Source organism: Marinobacter sp., from assembly GCF_041984545.1.
Taxonomy (GTDB): domain Bacteria; phylum Pseudomonadota; class Gammaproteobacteria; order Pseudomonadales; family Oleiphilaceae; genus Marinobacter.
In genome coordinates this window covers 15,963-34,999 of record NZ_JBHIXV010000038.1, presented here as the reverse complement: position 1 = coordinate 34,999, position 19,037 = coordinate 15,963, and the positions used below count along the sequence as shown (strand labels likewise).

Below are 19,037 nucleotides of genomic sequence, written 5' to 3'. Positions count from 1 at the left end.
TCCTGCGGCCTTCGGCCGCGTACTGACGCGACTGGTTAGCTGGGGGTAATTGCGATGCCCAATCCCTGGCTAAAAACATGACGGCCTACTGCGCTGCCCTGGCACCAGCAACCGCCGATGCACTTTGATGAAAACACCGATGTTGATGCGGTGAACGAACCTGAACTTCAGACTAGCAGATCACAACCGAGTTAGCGGCGGATTGCCCCACACGGCGAACACCGGAGTTGCTGAAAATGACGGTGATCGATTTGGCTGCGATTATGACGCCGGTTTGAAACCCATGGGCACACAGCCAACAAAAAACTACGCCAAACCAAACAGATAACAGCTAATTATACGAACGCGTTCGTATATCACCCGTTCGCAAAACTCCATCTTACCAATCCCTGAAAATCGGGATTCCCCAACAAAACTAGCACCTTGCCCACCATTTGCCACAGCTATCATCGGAGTTATACGCCCGCAGGCAGCACACGCTGGCCCCGCGATGGGCGTATAACACCAGCCTTCCGATCGCAATCTTTCAACCCTATCAGATAGTTACCTCAATTTCTCAGGAAATGCCTCGTGCTTTTGCGAACGCGTTCGTATAACTCCGGGCGGGTGGCCGTATCATGGGTGCCTTTGATTAATGTCCAGTTTACGGCGATGACCTGTTCCTGAACCCATTCGCTCGATAACGGACGAATTCGGAGCCGCACCATGCACCTTCCCTTCTGGTTGACTACTGCCCTGCTCTTTCCGGTTTTGCTCTACCAGGGCAAGCGGGTGCGGCGCAGCACGCCCAGGCTGCAGGAGGCTGCGGGGCCCAGGTCTGGCCAGTACGGCTTGGGGGTACCGGCGAAACGTATCCTGGTGATTGGTGAATCCACGGCTGCCGGTGTCGGTGTTGAAACCCATGAACAGGGGCTGGCCAGCCAGTTGGCGCGGCGGATTCACGATCGCACGGGCCAGACGGTTGCCTGGCATACGTTTGGTATAAACGGCATTCGGCTTGGCGATCTGATCAAGGAGCTGAAAAAAGCCGAGCTGCCGGAGGCAGACGCGGTGCTACTGAGCATGGGGGTGAATGACACCACGGGGTTCACGCCCCGCTTTCGTTTCCGCAGGCAGTTGATCGAATTGCGCCAGTGGCTGGCAGCCCGTTATGCCGGTCCCTTGCAGCTTCTGAGCGTGCCGCCGATGCACTTGTTTACCGCGCTGCCGGCTCCACTGCGGTACGTGGTGGGCTGGCGGGCGCGGCAGCTGGATAACGTCTATGTTCGTCTCGCTCGGCGGTCCCCGGCGGATTTTGGTTACCTGCACTACCCGGTGATTACCGATCCGGGGCTGCTCGCCAGTGACGGCTACCACCCGGGGCAGAAGGGCTACCAATATATCGCCCAGGCACTGGCAGGATCGATCAACGACGATAGTCTGAAAGGAAGGAATGTGACAGGAGGTCACCCCCATGAAACGGATCGCTATCTGCTTTGATGGCACCTGGAATCGCCCGGAGCAAATTCTGGGTGAGGATTTCCCCACCAATGTTCTGCAGTTTGCCCGCGCTATCCGGCCCACCGACGGTAACGGGGTGGAGCAGGTGGTGTTTTATGACTGGGGCATCGGCTCCTATCACGATGAGATTCGCGCCGGCGCCACCGGGTACGGGCTGGAGAAGCAGAACGCCAGGCTGATCGAGCAGGCCTTCCGGCTTTACAAGACGAAGAAGCACACCGCCAACGGTGATCACTCGATGGAGTGGAAGGCCCGCCATTCGGTGGAGCAGCGCACGCCCATCAAGTTTGTGGGCGTGTGGGATACGGTGGGTGCGTTGGGTCTGCCCTCTGGCCGGAGTAACCGGGCCCAGCCCGCATATCCGGTTTTTCACGCACGGCTTGCCGCCTGCGGGGTTTGCTAGACTGTCGGGTTTTCAGATCCGGCCCGTGAATGCGGGCGAGTGGAACCCGGTGCAGGAGTTGAGCATGTTGAAGAGCTGGATTTTTCTGGGTGTCGCGATTGTTGCCGAAGTCGTTGCCACGTCTGGCCTGAAAGCCAGCGAGGGCTTTACCCGGCTGTGGCCCAGCCTGCTGGTGATTGCCGGTTACTCGGTGGCGTTCTATTTCCTGTCGATCAGCCTGAAGGACATTCCCGTGGGCCTGGCCTACGCCATCTGGGCCGGGCTGGGCATTGTGCTAGTGGCGCTGATCGGCTGGCTGATCTACGGCCAGACTCTCGATGCCGCCAGCGTGATTGGCATGGCCATGATTATTGGCGGTGTTGCGGTGATCAATGTGTTTTCCAAGACCGCCGTTCACTAACCGGCGACGATCACCGGAGCCCGTGGCCGGGCTCCGTCTTCCCCCACATCAAACCGCGCGCCTGCGATAACTCCTGTACCGCGGTCGCCAGAAATTGCGTTCGATGGATTGGCGGATAGTTTCGTCATCGGAGCCCAGTGCCACGCCTTCTTCCTGGGCCTGTTTGGCCACGTCGAAGGCGATGGCGCGGCTGATGTCCTGGATGTCGCGCAGCTTGGGCAGCAGCTCGGTGCCGGTGCCCTGAACAATCGGCGCCTGCTTGGCCAGGGCGTTGGAGGCGGCGGTGAGCATGGCATCGGTCACCCGTGAGGCGCCGGCGGCCACCACGCCAAGGCCGATACCCGGGAAGATGTAGGCGTTGTTGCACTGGGCAATGGCGTAGGTTTTACCGTCCAGCTCCACCGGTTTGAAGGGGCTGCCGGCAGCCACCAGGGCCCTGCCGTCGGTCCATTTCAGGATATCTTCGGGTGTGGCCTCAACCCTTGAGGTCGGGTTCGAGAGGGGCATCACCACCGGCTGGTCACAGTGTCCGTGGAGCGTTTTGATCACCTCCTCGGTGAACAGGCCGGGCTGGCCAGAGACGCCGATCAGCACCGTCGGCTTTGCCTGCTTGACGACATCGATCAATTCCCGGCCCTGCCAGTCCTTGATGCGTTTCGGGTCTTGCGCCAGTGCTTTCTGGAAATCCTGCAAGGCGTCCTGATCGGTGGTCAGCAGGCCGTCCCGATCCACCATGAAGATCCGCTTCCGCGCCTCCTGCTCGGACATCCCGTCGCTGGTCATGGCCACAATCACCTGCTCGGCAATGCCACAGCCGGCAGAACCCGCGCCCACGAACGTCACGGTCTGCTCGCTGATTTTCTCGTTCTTGGCCTTGCAGGCCGCCAGCAGCGTGGCCAGGCACACCGAGGCGGTGCCCTGGATGTCGTCGTTGAAGCAGCAGGCCTCGTCGCGGTACTTGTTCAGTAGCCGCATGGCATTGTTCTGGGCGAAGTCTTCAAACTGCACCAGCACATCGGGCCAGCGTCGCTTCACCGCCGCCAGGAAGTCGGCCACGAAGGCGTCGTATTCCTTCTGGCCGATGCGTTTGTGCCGCCAGCCCATGTACATGGGGTCGTCCAGCAGCTCCTGGTTGTTGGTACCCACGTCGAGCATGATCGGCAGCGTGTTAGCCGGGCTGATGCCGCCACAGGCGGTATAGAGGGAGAGCTTGCCGATGGGGATACCCATGCCTCCGATGCCCTGGTCGCCCAGGCCGAGGATGCGCTCGCCGTCGGTAACCACGATCACCTTCACCCGCTGCTTGGTGGCACTGTGCATGATGTAGTCCAGGTGCTCACGGTCCGGGTAGGAGACGAACAGGCCGCGATGGTTGCGGTAGATGTTGGAGAATTCCTGGCAGGCATCCCCCACCGTGGGGGTGTAGATAATCGGGAGCATTTCCTCCAGGTGGTCTTCCAGCAAACGGAAAAACAGTGTTTCGTTGTCGTCCTGGATCGCCCGCAGGGTGATGTGGCGGTCGAGATCGTTCTGGCACAACTGGTACTGCCTGTAAGCCCGCTCCGCCTGCTCTTCGATGGTTTCCACGTGCTGGGGCAAGAGGCCAATCAGGTTGAAGTCCAGGCGCTCCTGATGGGAAAACGCACTGCCCTTGTTCAGCAGTGGCAACTCGAGCAGCGAGGGGCCAGCGTAGGGAATGTACAGTGGGCGTTTTTCGCTATCGGTCATGATCACCTCTCAATCCGGGCGGGCAGTGCAGGCGGGCGAGGCACGAATCACAATGGCCGATATGTGCCCCGCCAGTCGCCTTTTCTAAAAGCATAGCCGCTGGTGCAAAAAACAATACTGCCAAAGCCTAATGGGTGAACCCGCACTTTTCGTTTAGCTTGCTACGCTCAAAAAAAGACCGTCCAAAAACAATGAGGTATCGCATGCTAGAGAGAGCATCCAAACCCATGGTGAGCCTGGTGGACAAGTACCTGCCAGACCCCTACCTGTTTGTGATCATCCTGACCCTGGTGGCATTCGTGGCTGCCATGGTGTTTGAAGGCCACAGCCCGATGGCGGTGGTGGAGATGTGGGGCAACGGCTTCTGGAACCTGCTTACCTTCTCCATGCAGATGTTGCTGGTACTGGTAACCGGCTTCATGATGGCCAGCACGCCGCTGGTGCGGGGAATCCTGAACAAAATTGCGGGGCTGGCCAGAACGCCGGGCCAGGCGATTGTTCTGGTGACCTTCATCGCGCTGATTGCCAGCTGGATCAACTGGGGCTTCGGCCTGGTGGTGGGCGCCCTGTTCGCCAAGGCCCTGGCGCGCCAGATCCGCGTTCACTACCCGCTGCTGATCGCCAGCGCCTACTCCGGGTTTATCGTGTGGCACGGCGGCCTGGCGGGCTCCATTCCGCTGACCATTGCCACCGAGGGCCACTTCACCCAGCAAACCATCGGCATCATCGGCACCGGCGAAACCATCTTCGCGTTCTTTAACCTGGCCATCGTGGTGGCCCTGTTCATCATCGTGCCGCTGGTGAACCGCCTGATGCTGCCGGCCGAGCGGGACAGCATCTACGCCGACCCGAAAGTACTGGACGACGAGCCGGACACCTCCGTGGTGATCAACCGCCCGGCCGATTACCTGGAAAACAGCCGCACCCTGGCCTGGCTGATTGGCTTCAGTGGTCTGGCGTTTATCTTCCAGTACTTCATGGACAACGGCGGCCTGAACCTGAACATCGTGAACTTCATGTTCCTGTTCATTGCCATCATCCTGCACCAGACCCCCAAGCGGCTGCTGGATAGCCTGAACGAGGCGGTTAAGGGTGGTTCGGGGATTGTTATCCAGTTTCCGTTCTACGCCGGCATCATGAGCGTGATGACCGCCTCGGGGCTGGCCGCCAGCATTTCCTCGGGCTTTGTTTCCATTGCCAGCGCCGATAGCCTGCCGTTCTGGAGCTTTATCAGTGCCGGGCTCGTGAATATCTTCGTGCCCTCCGGCGGCGGCCAGTGGGCCGTACAGGCACCGGTCATGCTGCCGGCGGCCCTGGAACTGGGCGCGGATATTCCACGCGTGGCCATGGCCGTGGCCTGGGGTGATGCCTGGACCAACCTGCTGCAGCCGTTCTGGGCCCTGCCAGTGCTGGCCATTGCCGGGCTGAAGGCCAAGGACATCATGGGTTACTGCCTGATGCTGCTGATCATCACCGGCATTGTTATCAGTGCCGGCCTGACCTGGCTGTAACGCCCTTCCAAACCATGAACCCGGAATGTCTCAGGACGCTCCGGGTTCATGCCCCTCGCTAGTCTTTCAATGCTCCTTCTTTGCCGCCTCAGGGCGCCAGCTTGCGCTTCAGCGCCCGGGACACCGACACCGGCAGGCTTGGCAGCGCCCGCAACATCCAGGGTAGCACCCGGCGTTTCACGCCGCTGAGGGATTCGGGAATCATCGCCTCAATCAGATGCGGCCCCGGCATGCGCTGGGCGTATTCCAGGGCCTTGGCCATTTCCTCGGCGGTGTGAACGCGCACCCCGTGCACGCCCATGCCGTTGGCCATTTCCGCGAAGTTGATCACCGGGCCGCGTAGGTCGAGCTGGGATTTGGCCTTGTCGCCCGCTTCCTCGGCGCCCACCCGCTCCAGCTCTATGTTGAGTACCGAGTAGGAGGCGTTGTTGAAGATGATGGAGGTAACGTTCAGCTGCTCCCGCGCCATGGTCCACAGGGCCTGAATGGTGTACATGGCGGTGCCGTCACCGATCAGGGCGATTACCGGCCGGTCCGGGCAGGCTACGGCGGCGCCCACGGCGTTGGGCAGGCCCTGGCCGATGGCGCCACCGGTGAGGGTGAGCATGTCGTGGCGCGGCGCGCCTGCGGTCATCACCGAGAGCATGAGGCTGGAGGTGATGCCCTCGTCCACAATGATGGCGTTCTCAGGCAGCAGCTCGCCCACGGCCTTGCAGACCTTTTCAGCGGTGAGCTTGCCGCGCGGGCGGCCCGGGCGTTTGGCCGGTTGCAGCACCGGCTGGGCCTGGCTGGCGCCCACGGCCTCGTTGAGCTTGTTCAGGCTGGCCAGGATGTCCTGGTCCGGCGCGGCCAGGGTATGCACCTCGCAGGCCTCCGGTACCAGATAGCTCTTCTTGCCGGGGTAGGCAAAGAACGAGACGGGCGCCTTGGCATCCACCAGAATCAGCTGTTCCACGTCGGTAAGCTGCACCGTGGCCAGTTCGGCCAGGTAGGCAAGGCGCTCGATGTAGGGCAGCCCGGCACCGCGCTCCATGCGCGTGGGGAAGGTTTCCGCCAGCAGGGTTACGCCACTGTGGGCGGCCAGCTTGGCGGCGGCCACCATGCTCGGCTCCCGCAGTGAGTGACCGCCCATCAACAGGGCGGTCTTCTTGCCGGAGCGAATGGCCTTGGCAATCGCCTCCACGGTGGCATCGTCGGCGGGTTCAGGTGTTGGCGGCGCCACCGGCGCGCTCGGCACACCGCCCTCGCCCCAGGAGACATCGGCCGGGAGGATCAGCGTAGCCACCTGGCCGGGTGCGGTGCGGGCGGCCGCGATGGCCTCGGCGGCGTCCTGGCACAGGGTTTCGGTGCTCTTGGCGGTACGCACAAACCCCGGGGAGACGTTGCGGGCCACGGTCTCAATGTCTGACTGCAGCTGGGCGTCGTACTTCACGTGGTAGGTGGCGTGGTCGCCCACAATGTTCAGCACCGGCACCTTGCCCTTGCGGGCGTTGTGCAGGTTGGCCAGGCCGTTGCCCAGCCCGCAGCCCAGGTGCAGGAGGGTGGCGGCCGGCTTGTCGGCCATGCGGGCGTAGCCGTCGGCAGCACCGGTGGCCACCCCCTCGAACAGGGCCAGCACGGCCCGCATCTTCGGCTCGTCATCCAGGGCCGCCACAAAGTGCATCTCGCTGGTGCCGGGGTTGCTGAAGCACACCTCCACGCCGGCATCCACCAGGGTTTTCATCAGGGCTTGTGCGCCGTTTGTCATTGTTGTTCTCCCGCCTTTGAAAATTCGAGTGTTCGGTTAAGTACGCCGGCCATGGTGTTCAGCCGCCCGCCACAATGGCGCGTACCGCCGCCCGGGCTGTCAGGATGCAGCCGGGCAAAAAGGTGCCTTCCAGGGAGCGCTTGCCGTTGGCGCCACCGCCGCCGAAACCGGCCGCTTCGCCCACGCAGTACAGGCCTGGCACCGGCGAGCCCCCGGCGTTCAGGATGCGGCTCTGCAGATCGGTTTGCAGGCCGCCCAGGCTCTTGCGGGTAATCAGCTGCATGCGGATGGCAATGTAGGGGCCGGCACCGGATTTCTGTAACGGCGCGGGCTTGCAGGTGCGAAGTCGGTCTGGCTTCCATTCCCGGGCGTGCTGGATCATGCGGATCTGAGCGTCGTTGTGCAGGCTGGTGCCATTGGTGAAGTTGGCATCGAAGGCATCCGCCGTGGCCTGCAGCGTTGCCGGGCTGACATCGTGGGAACAGGTCAGCGCATTCATCTTACCCGCCAGCTCGGCCAGGCTGTCTGCCACCAGGAAATCCCGGCTTTCGTGCTGCATCTGCCGAACCAGGTTGTGGTTGCCCAGCAGCAGCTCTTTCACGAACTGAGGGAACTGCTTGTCGCGAATGCGGGCGTTGTGCTCGGCACCGGAAATGGCAAACTCCTTGGCGGCAATGCGCCAGTTGAGCAGGTGCCATGTCCAGGGTTTTTCCTGTTCGGCCACCCGCTGGCACAGCCAGTGGGTATCAAACCCGGTAACCAGAGGTTCGGGGCCAATGCGCTCGCCCCGGTGGTTCAGCCACAGGGCGGATTTGCAGGGGATGGTGGAAAGCCCGTGGCCGGGGAAATGCGGGTATGGGTGCGCGAACCCCGCCGCGTAGTTCCACATTTCGCCGGCGTGGGTAATCTGCCCTTTGAGATGGTCGGCCACCCAGTGATGCATGCGGCCGTCGGCGTAAGGGTGGGCGCCGTTCAGCATCTGCGTGGGCATCGGGCGATCCGCCGGCCAGTTGGCGCGGCATTCCTCATGGCTGCCGTTGATGCCGCCGGTGGCCATGACGACTGCAGGCGCCGCCAAGGTCACTTCCTCGCCGTTGGCTTCGTTGATGGCCAGGGCCCCGCACACGCGGCCGGCCTGGTGATCCAGCGCGGTGATACGGTGCCCGTGCAGCAGAGTCAGCCGGCCTGCCGTGTTTTCGCGGTGAAGCGCGGCCATCAGGCAAGACACCAGTTCCCTGGCCGTGCCCCAGACCACATGGTAGCGGGGCAACCGGTTACCGTCGCCAAACCGGCCCCGCTCCACCCAGTTAACCGCCGGCAGGAATTTGATGCCTTCGTTGCGGAGCCAGTCGTAAACCTCGGTACGGGAATGCTCCACGTAATAGCGGGCCCATTGCAGCGGCCATTCGTCGTCTTCAGACAGTTCCGCAAAACTGAGCCAGTCCTGCAGGGCGATCTCGGGGGTGTCGGCGATCTTCATTCGTGCCTGAAGCGGGGTGCCTACCAGGGCCATGCCGCCGAAGGCCCAGCGGGCCAGGCCACCGATTCTCTCGGGGGTATCCCGGTCGGCCAGGGTGACGGATTTGCCCGCCCTCAGCGCCTCGAGCGCCGTTACAATGCCCGCGAGGCCACCTCCGATCACCACAATGTCCGAAGAGAGTGTCTTGGCCATAATCTGAATCCGCTCGCCACGTCGTTGTTGTCAGCGTCAAAGATATACCGCTACCATGGCTTTAAAATTGACCTCATAGGCCAGAAAAATTGACATTAGAGGCCACGGTTTCCATTGGCTGGGTGAATACGGTGATCAGCGCGGCGGAGCGACTCTCGGTAACGGCCGATCACCTGCTTGCTGAGGCAGGCATCCCAGCCTCCGCCAATGAGCTGGAACGCTGGCCCATTGATGACATCACCCGGCTCTGGCATGCGGCGGAACGCTGCACCGGAGACCCGGGCTTCGGCCTGAAGGTGGGCGCGGAGTTCTCCCCCATGAGCATCAGCGGCGTGGGGTTCGCGCTCCAGTCCGCGGCCACGCTGCGCGAGGCCATTGTGATGGTGCAGCGCTTCCAGCGGCTGATCTCCGATGGCGGCCGTTTCCAGGTGGTAGCAGGCAATGCCGCCACCTGGCTGGTGTACCATCCTCGCCAGGGCCGGCTGGCGTTCAGCCCCCATCAGATTGAGGCGGTGCTGGCGTCGGTGGTGGGTTTTGGCAGCTGGGTGACCGGCACCCGCATGCAGCCAGCGCGGGTGCAATTCAGCCAGCCACGGCTTGGGCCTCTGGCGGGTTATCAAACGGTGTTTCACTGCCCGGTGGAATTCGAGCAGGCCTTCAGTGGCATCCTGGTAGACAACGCCGTTCTGGATCAGCCCCTGCCCCAGGCCGACCCGCAACTGGCCCAGCTGCATGAGCGCTATACCACCGCGCGCCTGGCAGCGCTGTCCATGAACAGCGCCTCGGCGCCCGAACTCAGGCGCTGGCTGGCTGCCCGAATCGGGCCGGTGCTACCCCGCAGGGCAGACGCTGCGGCGGCTCTGGGCATCAGCGAACGCACCCTGGCCCGACGCCTGAAAGATCAGGGCCACACGTTCGACCAACTGCTGGACGACGTTCGGCGCGAGCGGGCACTGCATGCGGTGGCCAGCACCGATACACCCCTGCCTGAGATCGCCGAAGCCCTGGGCTTTGCCGAAGTCAGCACCTTTTACCGCGCTTTCCAGCGCTGGACCGGCCTGCCGCCGGTGCGCTGGCGCAAGCAGCGGACACATAACTAGAGCAATCGAACTGCAACAGAAAGATCACTGACCTGTCACCTCGGTGACACGGCACTGTCACCTGCCGGGCATACCTTTGCATTGTAAGTCGCAATCAAGCGCGCTTATTCATTGCAAAAGGTGATCTTATGACACCCGCTTCTCCCCAACACACCATGCTGCGCATCAAGGATATGGGGGTCACCTACCCTGGCAATGTCCTGGCTCTGCAGCCCACCACCATCGAGTTCCACAAGGGCGAATTTACCGTGCTGCTGGGCCTGTCCGGCGCTGGCAAGTCCACGCTGCTGAGGTCCCTCAATCACCTCGTACAACCAACGTCGGGGCAGGTAGTTTCGACCGAGTTCGGCGTACTGGATAACCGCCGCACAGTACGACAGCACCGCAGCCGTACCGCCATGGTGTTCCAGCATCATCAACTTATTGAACGCCACACCGCCCTGCAGAACGTTCTTACCGGCCGACTGGCCTATCACGGTACCTGGCGAAGCCTGCTGCCCCTGCCAAGAGCCGACCTGGAACTTGCCTATCACTGCCTGCAGCGGGTGGGGCTGGCAGACAAGGCCCTGGCCCGGGTAGACCAGCTCTCCGGAGGGCAGCAACAGCGGGTAGGCATTGCCCGCGCCCTGGCCCAGCAGCCGTCGATGATCCTGGCCGATGAGCCAGTAGCCAGCCTGGACCCGGCAACGTCGGAAAGGGTCCTGGGACTGCTACGGGATATCTGCCGCGAAGACGGCATTACCGCGGTGATCTCCCTGCACCAGCTGGAATACGCCCGCCGTTTTGCCGACCGCATTGTCGGGCTGGCCAACGCCCAGATTGTGTTTGATGCCGCACCTGCCCTGCTGCGGCAGGAGCACCTGAACCAGATTTACCACCAGCAGGAAAACGCCGCTGCCGGCCATGGCCAGTCGCCGGCGTCACCGGCTGCGTTCATCCACCCGACCACCCAGAAAACCGCCACATCCCAACCCAAGAAACTGGAGATAGCCCGATGAAACCAATACTCAACCTCTTGATGGCCCTGTGTCTGATCGCAGGCTTCAATACTCAGGCCATGGCTGCGGACCCTGACCCGGATGTCCTGAAAGTCGCCCTGCTCCCGGATGAAAACGCCTCCGCGCTGATCAAGCGTAACCAGCCCCTGAAAGACTACCTGGAAAGCACACTCGGTAAGGAAATCGAGCTGATTGTAACCACCGATTACTCCTCAATGATTGAGGCCATGCGCTTTGGGCGAATTGATCTGGGCTACTTTGGCCCGCTCTCCTACGTTATGGCCAAGAGCAAGAGCGACATTGAGCCCTTTGCCGCCATGGTGGTGGACGGCAAGCCCACCTACCGCTCCATCATCATTGCCAACGCCGATTCGGGAGTAGAGTCCTACGCCGACATCAAGGGCAAGAAGATGGCCTATGGCGACCGCGCATCAACGTCCAGCCATCTGATTCCCAAGACCGTGCTTCTGGAGAATGCAGGTCTTAAAGCCGGTGACGACTACGAGGCCCACTTTGTCGGCTCCCACGATTCGGTTGCGGTGAACGTAGCCAACGGCAATGCCGAAGCCGGCGGGCTGTCGGAAGTTATCTTCGAGCACGTGATGGACCGCGGCCTGATCGACCGTAACAAGGTGCGGGTTCTGGGATACAGCGGTGAGTTCCCGCAATACCCCTGGGCCATGCGCTCGAATCTGGATCCGGAGCTGAAGGAAAAGGTGCGGGACGCCTTCCTGAGCATTGACGATGAGGAAATCCTCAACAACCTCAAGGCCGAAGGTTTTGCCGCCATCAGCGATTCCGACTACGACGTCATCCGCCGCATGGGTGGCCTTCTGAACCTCGACTTCGCGAAGATGTGAGCAGTCTGATGACACAGACCACGACGGACCCGGCGACCCTGTCGCCGGCGCCGTCAGCCTCCGTTCTGGATGATCATGCCCGGGGCTGGCGGAAGAAACTCATGCGGGCAAGCCTTGTTCTGGCGGTGATTGTTGTTGCCAGTTGGTACGTGGGGCTGCTCGATTTCACCACACTTGCTAACGGTGTACCGGCCATTGGCACTCTGCTCGGCGAGTCCCTGCCGCCGGATTTCACCAACATCATGAACTGGGTGGCGCCACTGATCGACACCCTGGCCATGAGCATTGCCGGCACCGCCATTGCGGTGGCCGCGTCGGTTCCACTGGCTTTCCTGGCAGCGCGCAACACTTCCCCTCACCCGGCCGTCTTCCACGTTACCCGCACCCTGCTCAACGGCCTGCGCTCGGTGCCCGAGCTGATTATGGGCATCATTTTTGTTGCCGCCGTTGGCTTTGGTGCCCTGCCAGGTGTACTCGCCCTGGGCCTGCATTCCATTGGCATGGTCGGTAAATTCTTTGCTGAGGCCATCGAACATGTGGATGAAGCTCCGGTTGAAGCCGCCGATGCCGCCGGCGCAACCAGGCTTCAGGTGCTCTGGCATGCGGTGCTGCCCCAGGTATTGCCTCAGTTTGCCGATGTTTCGATCTATCGCTGGGAATACAACTTCCGGGCTTCCACCGTGATGGGCATGGTGGGCGCCGGCGGTATTGGCTTTGAGCTGATGGGTTCCCTGCGCATCATGCAGTACCAGGAAGTCAGTGCCATTCTGATTGTTATCCTGCTGATGGTCACCCTGGTGGACAGCCTCAGCGGTCATCTGCGAAAACGCTTCAAGTAAGGACAATGGATGAAACCCAGAGTTGTAATAACCCACCGGGTGCACGAGGACGTTCTTTCTAAACTGGCACACCACTGTGAACTGGTCACTAATCAGTCCAACGCCACCCTGCCGGCAGATTCGGTGCGCGCCCGCGTGGCCACCGCCGACGCCATGATGGCCTTCATGCCGGACACCGTCGGGGAGGAATTCCTGCGGGCCTGCCCGAACCTGAAAGTCATCGGCGCAGCCCTAAAGGGCTTTGACAATTTCAACGTGGAAGCCTGTACCCGCCACGGCGTGTGGCTCACTTTTGTGCCCGACCTGCTGACGGTGCCCACGGCGGAGTTGACCATTGGCCTGACGGTTGGTTTGACCCGCCAGGTGCGTGGGGCCGACGAATTTGTCCGCTCCGGCGAATTTCGGGGCTGGCAACCGAGGTTCTATGGCCTTGGAGTAGAAGGCAGCACTATCGGCATTGTCGGCATGGGCGCCATCGGCCAGGCCGTGGCCAGTCGGTTCCGAGGCTGGGGCGCAGAGCTGCTCTACGCGCAACCCGAAGCGCTGAATGCGGCGAAGGAATCTCAGCTGGGCGTCAGCCGGGTCAGCCTGGAGGCTCTGCTGGCTCGTGCAGACATTGTTATCCTGGCACTGGCCCTGAACGAGCACACGCTCCACACCATCAACGCCGACCGCCTGGCACAGCTGAAACCTGGCGCCTTCCTGGTCAACCCCTGTCGCGGCTCGGTGGTGGACGAACAGGCCGTGTCGGTGGCACTGGAATCCGGGCAGCTTGGAGGCTATGCCGCAGATGTCTTCGAGATGGAGGACTGGGCCCGGGCCGACCGGCCACGGCAGATTAACACTGCCCTTCTGTCCCATCCCAACACGCTGTTCACCGCGCACATTGGCTCGGCCGTTCGGGAAGTGCGCCGGGCCATTGAACACCGCGCCGCCGATAACATCCTGCAGGCCCTTGCCGGCGAGCGACCAATGGATGCCATCAACACGCCTGCCGGCGGCGAGGGCACCGCATGCTGAACCTGGTCTGGCTCAGGAGCTTTCTGTCACTGGTCCGCCACCGGAGTTTTCAGGCCGCAGCAGACAGCCTCGGGATCGCCCAGCCCACGCTGTCGCAACACATCCAGAAGCTGGAGCAGCAGCTCGACGTGATGCTCGTTCTTCGTGGCAAAGCCCGCTGCGAGCCCACTCGCGCTGCGCTGGCACTGGTTCCATTCGCCGACAGCATGCTCCGGCTGGACCGGCAGGCCCGGGAGGCGGTTCACGGCTCCGGCATTCGGGTAGGCGCCAGTTCCAACATCGGCATTTACATGTTGCAGCCGAGCATTCGAGCGTTCCGGGATTCGCCCTCAGCGCCGGCGGTGGATCTGGTGATCGACACCAACCCGGCGATTGCCCGCCAGCTCTCCAATGGGGAGCTGGATGTAGCCGTCGTGGAGTGGTGGCAGCCAACACCTGGTTTCCGGACAATGAACTGGCGCCAGGAAGAATTGGTGCTGATCGTGCCACCGGATCATCCGGCCCAAAACCTGACCGAAATTGACCGGGAAACGCTGGCGGGCATGACGCTACTGGGCGGCGAACCCGGCACAGGCACCGGCCGGGTGCTTGCGGAATTCTTTGGGCCGAACGGACCCTTCCCGAGCGTTTCCATGCAACTGGGTAGCACGGAAGCCGTAAAACAGGCCGTCAAGGCTGGTCTGGGCATCTCACTGGTTTTGGCAGCCTGCGTGCGGGAAGAAGTCCGCAATGGCAGCCTCAGGGCAATACCGGTCAGCGCTCCGGGCTTGGCCAAGCACCTGATGGTGGTGTGTCCGGAGGCCTTCGCCAACCACCCGCCGGTCACAAGCTTTGTCAGCCAGCTCTGCCACTGATTCCCTGCCCTGGGGCAGGTTACCAGGGCAGTTCTTCACCATTGCTGTGCCAGAACGACCCGGTGTTCTCCAGGGTAAGTCCTTCTATGCGTGCCGCCAGGCCCTTGGCAGACTCCTCCGGGGTAATCAGGCCGCCGAAGTTCACCATTCGGGTTTTAACGTAGCCCGGGTGCAATTGGGCCACGGCAATACCACGGGGCTTCAGGTCCATGGCCAGGGATTTGCCAAAGGCATTGAGAGCCGCTTTGGAGGCGCGGTAGCCGTAGCGGCCGCCGGAATCGTTATCGGCGATGGAGCCCATGCGGCTGGTGATGTTGGCAATCTTGCCTCCTGAGGGAATCAGGGAGACCAGCGCCTCGGCCACCCGCAAGGGAGCGTAGGCGTTGATTTCCATCTGGGTACGAATGGAGTCGAAATCGATGCTGCCGAGCTTTTCGTCCTGGAGCAGGCCGGCGTTGTTAATCAACAGGTCGATGCTCTGGCCATCAAGTTCGCTGGTGAGCTTGCGAATGCCCGCGTCGGTGGTTACGTCCACGCCATCAATTACCCGGGCGGCTACCTCAGTGAGCTCGCCGGAGGACTGGCGGCACACGCCGATGACCTGCCAGCCTTCGCCCGCGTAATGGCGGGCAAGCTCCAGACCGATGCCCCGGTTGGCGCCGGTGATGATTACGGTTCTGTTGTCTGTCATGGAAACCTCCTGCGTTTTGGTAAAGACTATCGGGTACGAGAAACGCCGGGCGGCCGTTCACCTTTCGGGCCGCGAAAACGGGATACCACGATGATTACCGATGACCAATGGATTGGGCAAATCTACCAGCAACAGTCACGCCGGGTGCTCTCCACCCTGATCCGCCTGCTTGGTGATTTCTCATTGGCGGAAGAGTGCATGCAGGAGGCCTTTGCCGCCGCCGTTCGACAATGGCCAGTTGACGGCATTCCTGATAATCCTGCCGCCTGGCTCATACGCACCAGCCAACGCCGGGGAATCGACCAGATTCGCAAAGCGCAGACCGCGCGCAGCTATTCCCACCTCGTAGCCGAACCCGAGACCGACGATCCCAAGACCGATGAAGAAACCATCAACGATGACCAGCTCCGGTTGCTGTTCACCTGCTGCCACCCGGCCCTCTCACTGGACGCCAGAATTGCTCTTACCCTGCGCGAAATGTGCGGGCTGACCACCGAGCAGGTGGCCAGCGGCCTGCTGCAGAAACCCGCCACCCTGGCCCAACGGATTGTCCGGGCCAAGCGCAAGATCCGGGACGCAGGCATTCCCTATGAGGTGCCTGAGGCTAAGGAACTGCCCGAACGCCTGCCCGGCGTTCTACGGGTAATCTACCTGGTATTCAACGAGGGTTATTCCCGCAGCGACGGCGATCAGGTTGTTGATGTTCAGCTTTCCTCCGAGGCCATTCGCCTGGCCGAAGTACTGGCCCGACTCCTGCCGGATGGGGAAGTGTTTGGCCTTCTCGCCCTGATGCTGCTGCAGAGGTCCCGGGATAAGGCCCGCCAGGATGCCGGGGGCAACCTGATTACCCTGGAAGATCAGGACCGTTCCCTGTGGGATCGTGCCAGCATCGATTCCGGGTTTCGTTGGCTCGAAGCCGCTCTGGCCCGCACACCGACCGGACCGTACACCCTGCAGGCGTCGATTGCCGCTGTCCACGCAGACGCCGATACTCCAGGAGAAACCGACTGGGCCCGCATTGTCCGCCTGTACAACGCGCTCTACCAGCAGCAACCTTCGCCGGTGATTGCGCTGAACCGGGCCGTGGCTGTTGCCATGCGGGACTCACCCGCTGTCGGCCTGGAAATGCTGGAGGCGTTGATGGGCCAGCGGGCGATGGCCGGCTATCACCTGTTTCACGCGGCTCGCGCCGACCTGCAACGCCGTAGCGGCCATACCGAAGACGCCCGGCAGTCGTACCAGCGGGCTCTTGCGCTCGTGTCCCAGGGGCCAGAGCGTCGGTTTCTTGAGCGCAGACTGGCAGAGCTCGAAAAATCACCCTGATTTCTTACCCCCTGTCGATTTCCGCGCCAGCCATACGACTACCTCTCAGAACACCACCAAGAAACGGAGGATCACCCATGAAATACGTTGCCCTGGTGTATTACCAGGAGAGCATTATCAACGCCATGACCGAGCAGGAATGGCACGACCTCAATCAGGAATGCGTGGCCGGCGTGGAGCGCCTGATCGATCAGGGCAAGTTCATTACCGGCCAGCCCCTGCAACCGGTGGAGACAGCAACGACAGTGAGGGTCCGCGAAGATGAGGTATTAGTGTCTGATGGCCCGTTTGCTGAAACCAAGGAACAACTGGCCGGCTTCTACCTGCTGGACGCCCATGACCTGAACGAAGCGGTGCAACTGGCCAGCCGTATCCCGCCGGCCCGCTTCGGCAGTATTGAAGTGCGGCCAGCGCGGGAGCTGCCGCCGAAAGACTGAAACGGAGATTAACCATGAGCTATGTCGACGGATTTGTTGCCGCTGTGCCAACCGCAAACAAGGAGAAATACATCAAGCACGCCAGCGATGCTGCTGTCGTTTTCAAGGAACACGGCGTCCTGCAGATGGTGGAGTGCTGGGGCGATGATGTTCCTGAGGGGGAGGTAACTTCGTTCCCCATGGCGGTAAAGTGCAAGCCCGATGAAACCGTGGTGTTTGCATGGCTGTTCTGGCCGTCCAAGGAAGTGCGAGACCAGGCTATGCCACGGATCATGGAGGACCCCCGCCTGCACCCGGACGTTAACCCCATGCCGTTTGACGGCAAGCGACTGATATACGGAGGCTTTTCAGTCATTATCGACGAGTGAGAACCGGCGGAAACAGACGGTGCGATTACTGCCATCTAGTCTGATGGCACGGACGTCACCCTGCCCCGGCGTTTCTGCCAGACGCAAGGCAGCCTGAATTGGGTGTTGAGCAGAAGACAGCCAACCAGTACTCTTCTGATCAGACACCAACGCCCGGGGCCCCATGAAGTCTGACCCTAATCCGCCTTTCAACACCTCACCTGAGGGCCAGCAGCCGGCAGCAGCTCTGGCGACGCCCGAACAGGTGGCCTCACTGATTGCCCGGGTCGCCCGCCAGGACCGTCAGGCCTTCGAACAGCTATACCGGCAGACCGCACCGAAACTTCTGGGTACCGTGTTGCGTATCCTCAGAGACCGGGGTTGGGCGGACGATGTTGTGCAGGAAAGTTATCTGAATATCTGGCAGAAAGCCGAGCAGTTCGATGCCGGCCGTTCCTCACCCATTACCTGGTTGGTGTCGGTGGCTCGTAACAAGGCCATTGATGAACTGCGCAAACACCCAACCGGGCGCACCACCACCAGCGATGAGCTGGACGACCTGGCGGGAAAACAGGCCACTGCCCAGGAGCACCTGGAGGGCCGGCAGGCGGTGAATCACCTGAACCGGTGCATCGACGAGCTGGAAAAAGACCGCCAGGATATGGTGCGCCTGGCCTACCTGAACGGCTGGTCCCGCGAGGAATTGGCAAGCCACTTTGACCAGCCGGTGAATACGGTGAAAACCTGGCTGCACCGTGCCCTGAAACAGATCAAAAGGTGCCTGGAACCATGACTGAACGAGACGACCTGGACATGCTGGTTGCCGAGTTCGTTCTGGGCACGCTGCCAGCGAACGAGCGGGACGACCTTGAGAAGCGTCGTCAAACCGACACCGAGCTCGACAACCTGATCCTGCAGTGGCAGGAACGCCTGGGTAGCCTGGCCGAGGAAACGCCGGAGGTGCAGCCATCGCCCGAGCTGTTCCCCAGGATCGAGAAAGCGCTGGATCAGCTTGGGGCGGATCAGCCCGCGGCCGCGAACTCCGCCAAGACCACTGTCCAAAGCCCTGGCGAGAGCAATGTGGTCACCCTGCGCAGGCAGCTTCGCAACTGGCGCCTGAGTACCGCCCTTGCCTCGGCGGCGGCGCTGGTCCTGGTGGCCGTGCTGGTGTTCCAGCCAGCCCCGACGCCCTCCCAGCAGTCGTTTGTCGCGGTGTTCCAGCACAACGATGAGCAACCGGCTTTCCTGCTGTCTGTGGATCTTCAGAACCGTCGGCTTGATATCCGGCCAATCACTGCCGAGCCCAGAGAAGACAAGTCCTATCAGCTCTGGATCAAAGACGACGAACTGGGCCCCAACCCCCGGTCCGTGGGCGTTCTGGGCAATGGCTTCACACTGAGCGACGACGCCCTGAAGGACTACGACCCGGCGCTGCTCAAGCGCGCCACTTTCGGCATCAGCCTGGAGCCGCCCGGAGGCTCTCCCACCGGCCAGCCCACGGGCCCGGCCATTCATGGTTACCTGTACCCGGCCGGCACGGGGGCGGGTAACGCCACACCCTGAAAATTTTTATCAGGTGGCTGAAACCCTGCGCCTCCTGCTCCGTA

19 protein-coding genes are annotated in these 19,037 nt (G+C 61.9%); 15 read left to right on the top strand and 4 right to left on the bottom strand.

The genetic code is table 11. The annotated features are described in order from the left end of the window. The first annotated feature begins 705 nt into the window (after positions 1–705). The 3 genes from ACFC20_RS15345 to ACFC20_RS15335 all read left to right on the top strand — a co-directional run bounded on the left by ACFC20_RS15345 (position 706) and on the right by ACFC20_RS15335 (position 2,303). Positions 706–1,479, top strand: coding sequence for an SGNH/GDSL hydrolase family protein (locus ACFC20_RS15345; RefSeq protein ID WP_375193765.1), 774 nt, complete (start codon positions 706–708; stop codon positions 1,477–1,479). Then, positions 1,454–1,903 (top strand): phospholipase effector Tle1 domain-containing protein, encoded by a 450-nt coding sequence (locus ACFC20_RS15340; RefSeq protein ID WP_375193764.1) that lies wholly within the window; start codon positions 1,454–1,456, stop codon positions 1,901–1,903. Before ACFC20_RS15345 ends, ACFC20_RS15340 begins: the two co-directional genes overlap by 26 nt. Positions 1,904–1,970: 67 nt before the next feature. Next, the gene (locus tag ACFC20_RS15335; RefSeq protein WP_091991872.1) at positions 1,971–2,303 is read left to right on the top strand and encodes a multidrug efflux SMR transporter; all 333 of its coding nucleotides are present in this window, start codon (positions 1,971–1,973) and stop codon (positions 2,301–2,303) included. A gap of 48 nt (positions 2,304–2,351) precedes the next feature. Here ACFC20_RS15335 and ACFC20_RS15330 read toward each other — a convergent pair whose 3' ends face one another. Next, positions 2,352–4,031, bottom strand: coding sequence for an NAD-dependent malic enzyme (locus ACFC20_RS15330; protein ID WP_375193763.1), 1,680 nt, complete (start codon positions 4,029–4,031; stop codon positions 2,352–2,354). Positions 4,032–4,234: 203 nt separating this feature from the next. Here ACFC20_RS15330 and ACFC20_RS15325 point away from each other — a divergent pair, with 203 nt between their 5' ends. Continuing rightward, positions 4,235–5,542: a short-chain fatty acid transporter gene (locus tag ACFC20_RS15325; RefSeq protein ID WP_375193762.1), complete on the top strand. Its 1,308-nt coding sequence runs from the start codon at positions 4,235–4,237 to the stop codon at positions 5,540–5,542. 88 nt (positions 5,543–5,630) lie between these two features. Here the strand turns inward: ACFC20_RS15325 and ACFC20_RS15320 are convergent, their stop codons facing one another. After that, on the bottom strand, positions 5,631–7,289 hold the full coding sequence (locus tag ACFC20_RS15320; RefSeq protein WP_375193761.1) for an acetolactate synthase large subunit: 1,659 nt from the start codon (positions 7,287–7,289) through the stop codon (positions 5,631–5,633). A 58-nt stretch (positions 7,290–7,347) separates the two neighbouring features. Next, on the bottom strand, positions 7,348–8,961 hold the full coding sequence (locus tag ACFC20_RS15315; RefSeq protein ID WP_375193760.1) for an FAD-dependent oxidoreductase: 1,614 nt from the start codon (positions 8,959–8,961) through the stop codon (positions 7,348–7,350). 89 nt (positions 8,962–9,050) lie between these two features. Between ACFC20_RS15315 and ACFC20_RS15310 the strand changes: the two genes are divergently transcribed. From ACFC20_RS15310 to ACFC20_RS15285, 6 genes are all read left to right on the top strand, one after another. After that, positions 9,051–10,061 (top strand): AraC family transcriptional regulator, encoded by a 1,011-nt coding sequence (locus ACFC20_RS15310; protein ID WP_091991152.1) that lies wholly within the window; start codon positions 9,051–9,053, stop codon positions 10,059–10,061. A gap of 128 nt (positions 10,062–10,189) precedes the next feature. Continuing rightward, positions 10,190–11,059, top strand: a complete 870-nt coding sequence (phnC, locus tag ACFC20_RS15305) for a phosphonate ABC transporter ATP-binding protein (protein WP_375193759.1) — start codon at positions 10,190–10,192, stop codon at positions 11,057–11,059. Beyond that, positions 11,056–11,919 (top strand): phosphate/phosphite/phosphonate ABC transporter substrate-binding protein, encoded by an 864-nt coding sequence (gene phnD, locus ACFC20_RS15300; protein ID WP_375193758.1) that lies wholly within the window; start codon positions 11,056–11,058, stop codon positions 11,917–11,919. The genes phnC and phnD overlap by 4 nt, the downstream gene beginning before the upstream one ends. 101 nt (positions 11,920–12,020) lie before the next feature. Continuing rightward, a complete protein-coding gene (phnE, locus tag ACFC20_RS15295; protein WP_375193767.1) occupies positions 12,021–12,758 on the top strand; it encodes a phosphonate ABC transporter, permease protein PhnE in 738 nt (245 codons plus the stop codon). A gap of 9 nt (positions 12,759–12,767) precedes the next feature. Continuing rightward, the gene (locus ACFC20_RS15290) at positions 12,768–13,778 is read left to right on the top strand and encodes a phosphonate dehydrogenase (RefSeq protein WP_091991163.1); all 1,011 of its coding nucleotides are present in this window, start codon (positions 12,768–12,770) and stop codon (positions 13,776–13,778) included. Next, positions 13,772–14,632: a LysR family transcriptional regulator gene (locus tag ACFC20_RS15285; RefSeq protein WP_375193757.1), complete on the top strand. Its 861-nt coding sequence runs from the start codon at positions 13,772–13,774 to the stop codon at positions 14,630–14,632. Before ACFC20_RS15290 ends, ACFC20_RS15285 begins: the two co-directional genes overlap by 7 nt. Positions 14,633–14,651: 19 nt before the next feature. On the opposite strand, the gene ACFC20_RS15280 is transcribed toward ACFC20_RS15285, so the two are convergent. Next, positions 14,652–15,323 (bottom strand): SDR family oxidoreductase, encoded by a 672-nt coding sequence (locus tag ACFC20_RS15280; protein ID WP_375193756.1) that lies wholly within the window; start codon positions 15,321–15,323, stop codon positions 14,652–14,654. A 90-nt stretch (positions 15,324–15,413) separates the two neighbouring features. On the opposite strand from ACFC20_RS15280, the gene ACFC20_RS15275 reads away from it, so the two are divergent. The 5 genes from ACFC20_RS15275 (at position 15,414) to ACFC20_RS15255 (ending at position 18,993) form a co-directional block, all read left to right on the top strand. Further along, positions 15,414–16,646 carry an RNA polymerase sigma factor gene (locus tag ACFC20_RS15275; protein WP_375193755.1) on the top strand — a complete coding sequence of 411 codons (1,233 nt, stop codon included), beginning with the start codon at positions 15,414–15,416 and terminating at the stop codon, positions 16,644–16,646. Between the two features lie 77 nt (positions 16,647–16,723). Further along, positions 16,724–17,083: a YciI family protein gene (locus ACFC20_RS15270; protein WP_375193754.1), complete on the top strand. Its 360-nt coding sequence runs from the start codon at positions 16,724–16,726 to the stop codon at positions 17,081–17,083. 14 nt (positions 17,084–17,097) lie between these two features. Continuing rightward, a complete protein-coding gene (locus ACFC20_RS15265; RefSeq protein ID WP_375193753.1) occupies positions 17,098–17,451 on the top strand; it encodes a DUF1428 domain-containing protein in 354 nt (117 codons plus the stop codon). Between the two features lie 163 nt (positions 17,452–17,614). Next, complete coding sequence (locus ACFC20_RS15260) at positions 17,615–18,223, top strand: sigma-70 family RNA polymerase sigma factor (protein WP_375193752.1); 609 nt, start codon at positions 17,615–17,617, stop codon at positions 18,221–18,223. Then, a complete protein-coding gene (locus ACFC20_RS15255; RefSeq protein ID WP_375193751.1) occupies positions 18,220–18,993 on the top strand; it encodes an anti-sigma factor domain-containing protein in 774 nt (257 codons plus the stop codon). Before ACFC20_RS15260 ends, ACFC20_RS15255 begins: the two co-directional genes overlap by 4 nt. The last annotated feature ends 44 nt before the right edge of the window (positions 18,994–19,037 follow it).

Coding starts and splice junctions, on each gene's coding strand:
- ACFC20_RS15340 (WP_375193764.1), top strand. CDS start 1,454: ATGAAACGGATCGCTATCTGCTTTGATGGCACCTGGAATCGCCCGGAG.
- ACFC20_RS15315 (WP_375193760.1), bottom strand. CDS start 8,961: ATGGCCAAGACACTCTCTTCGGACATTGTGGTGATCGGAGGTGGCCTC.
- ACFC20_RS15280 (WP_375193756.1), bottom strand. CDS start 15,323: ATGACAGACAACAGAACCGTAATCATCACCGGCGCCAACCGGGGCATC.
- ACFC20_RS15330 (WP_375193763.1), bottom strand. CDS start 4,031: ATGACCGATAGCGAAAAACGCCCACTGTACATTCCCTACGCTGGCCCC.
- ACFC20_RS15345 (WP_375193765.1), top strand. CDS start 706: ATGCACCTTCCCTTCTGGTTGACTACTGCCCTGCTCTTTCCGGTTTTG.
- ACFC20_RS15270 (WP_375193754.1), top strand. CDS start 16,724: ATGAAATACGTTGCCCTGGTGTATTACCAGGAGAGCATTATCAACGCC.
- ACFC20_RS15260 (WP_375193752.1), top strand. CDS start 17,615: ATGAAGTCTGACCCTAATCCGCCTTTCAACACCTCACCTGAGGGCCAG.
- phnE (WP_375193767.1), top strand. CDS start 12,021: ATGCGGGCAAGCCTTGTTCTGGCGGTGATTGTTGTTGCCAGTTGGTAC.
- ACFC20_RS15290 (WP_091991163.1), top strand. CDS start 12,768: ATGAAACCCAGAGTTGTAATAACCCACCGGGTGCACGAGGACGTTCTT.
- phnC (WP_375193759.1), top strand. CDS start 10,190: ATGACACCCGCTTCTCCCCAACACACCATGCTGCGCATCAAGGATATG.
- phnD (WP_375193758.1), top strand. CDS start 11,056: ATGAAACCAATACTCAACCTCTTGATGGCCCTGTGTCTGATCGCAGGC.
- ACFC20_RS15325 (WP_375193762.1), top strand. CDS start 4,235: ATGCTAGAGAGAGCATCCAAACCCATGGTGAGCCTGGTGGACAAGTAC.
- ACFC20_RS15275 (WP_375193755.1), top strand. CDS start 15,414: ATGATTACCGATGACCAATGGATTGGGCAAATCTACCAGCAACAGTCA.
- ACFC20_RS15285 (WP_375193757.1), top strand. CDS start 13,772: ATGCTGAACCTGGTCTGGCTCAGGAGCTTTCTGTCACTGGTCCGCCAC.
- ACFC20_RS15265 (WP_375193753.1), top strand. CDS start 17,098: ATGAGCTATGTCGACGGATTTGTTGCCGCTGTGCCAACCGCAAACAAG.
- ACFC20_RS15255 (WP_375193751.1), top strand. CDS start 18,220: ATGACTGAACGAGACGACCTGGACATGCTGGTTGCCGAGTTCGTTCTG.
- ACFC20_RS15320 (WP_375193761.1), bottom strand. CDS start 7,289: ATGACAAACGGCGCACAAGCCCTGATGAAAACCCTGGTGGATGCCGGC.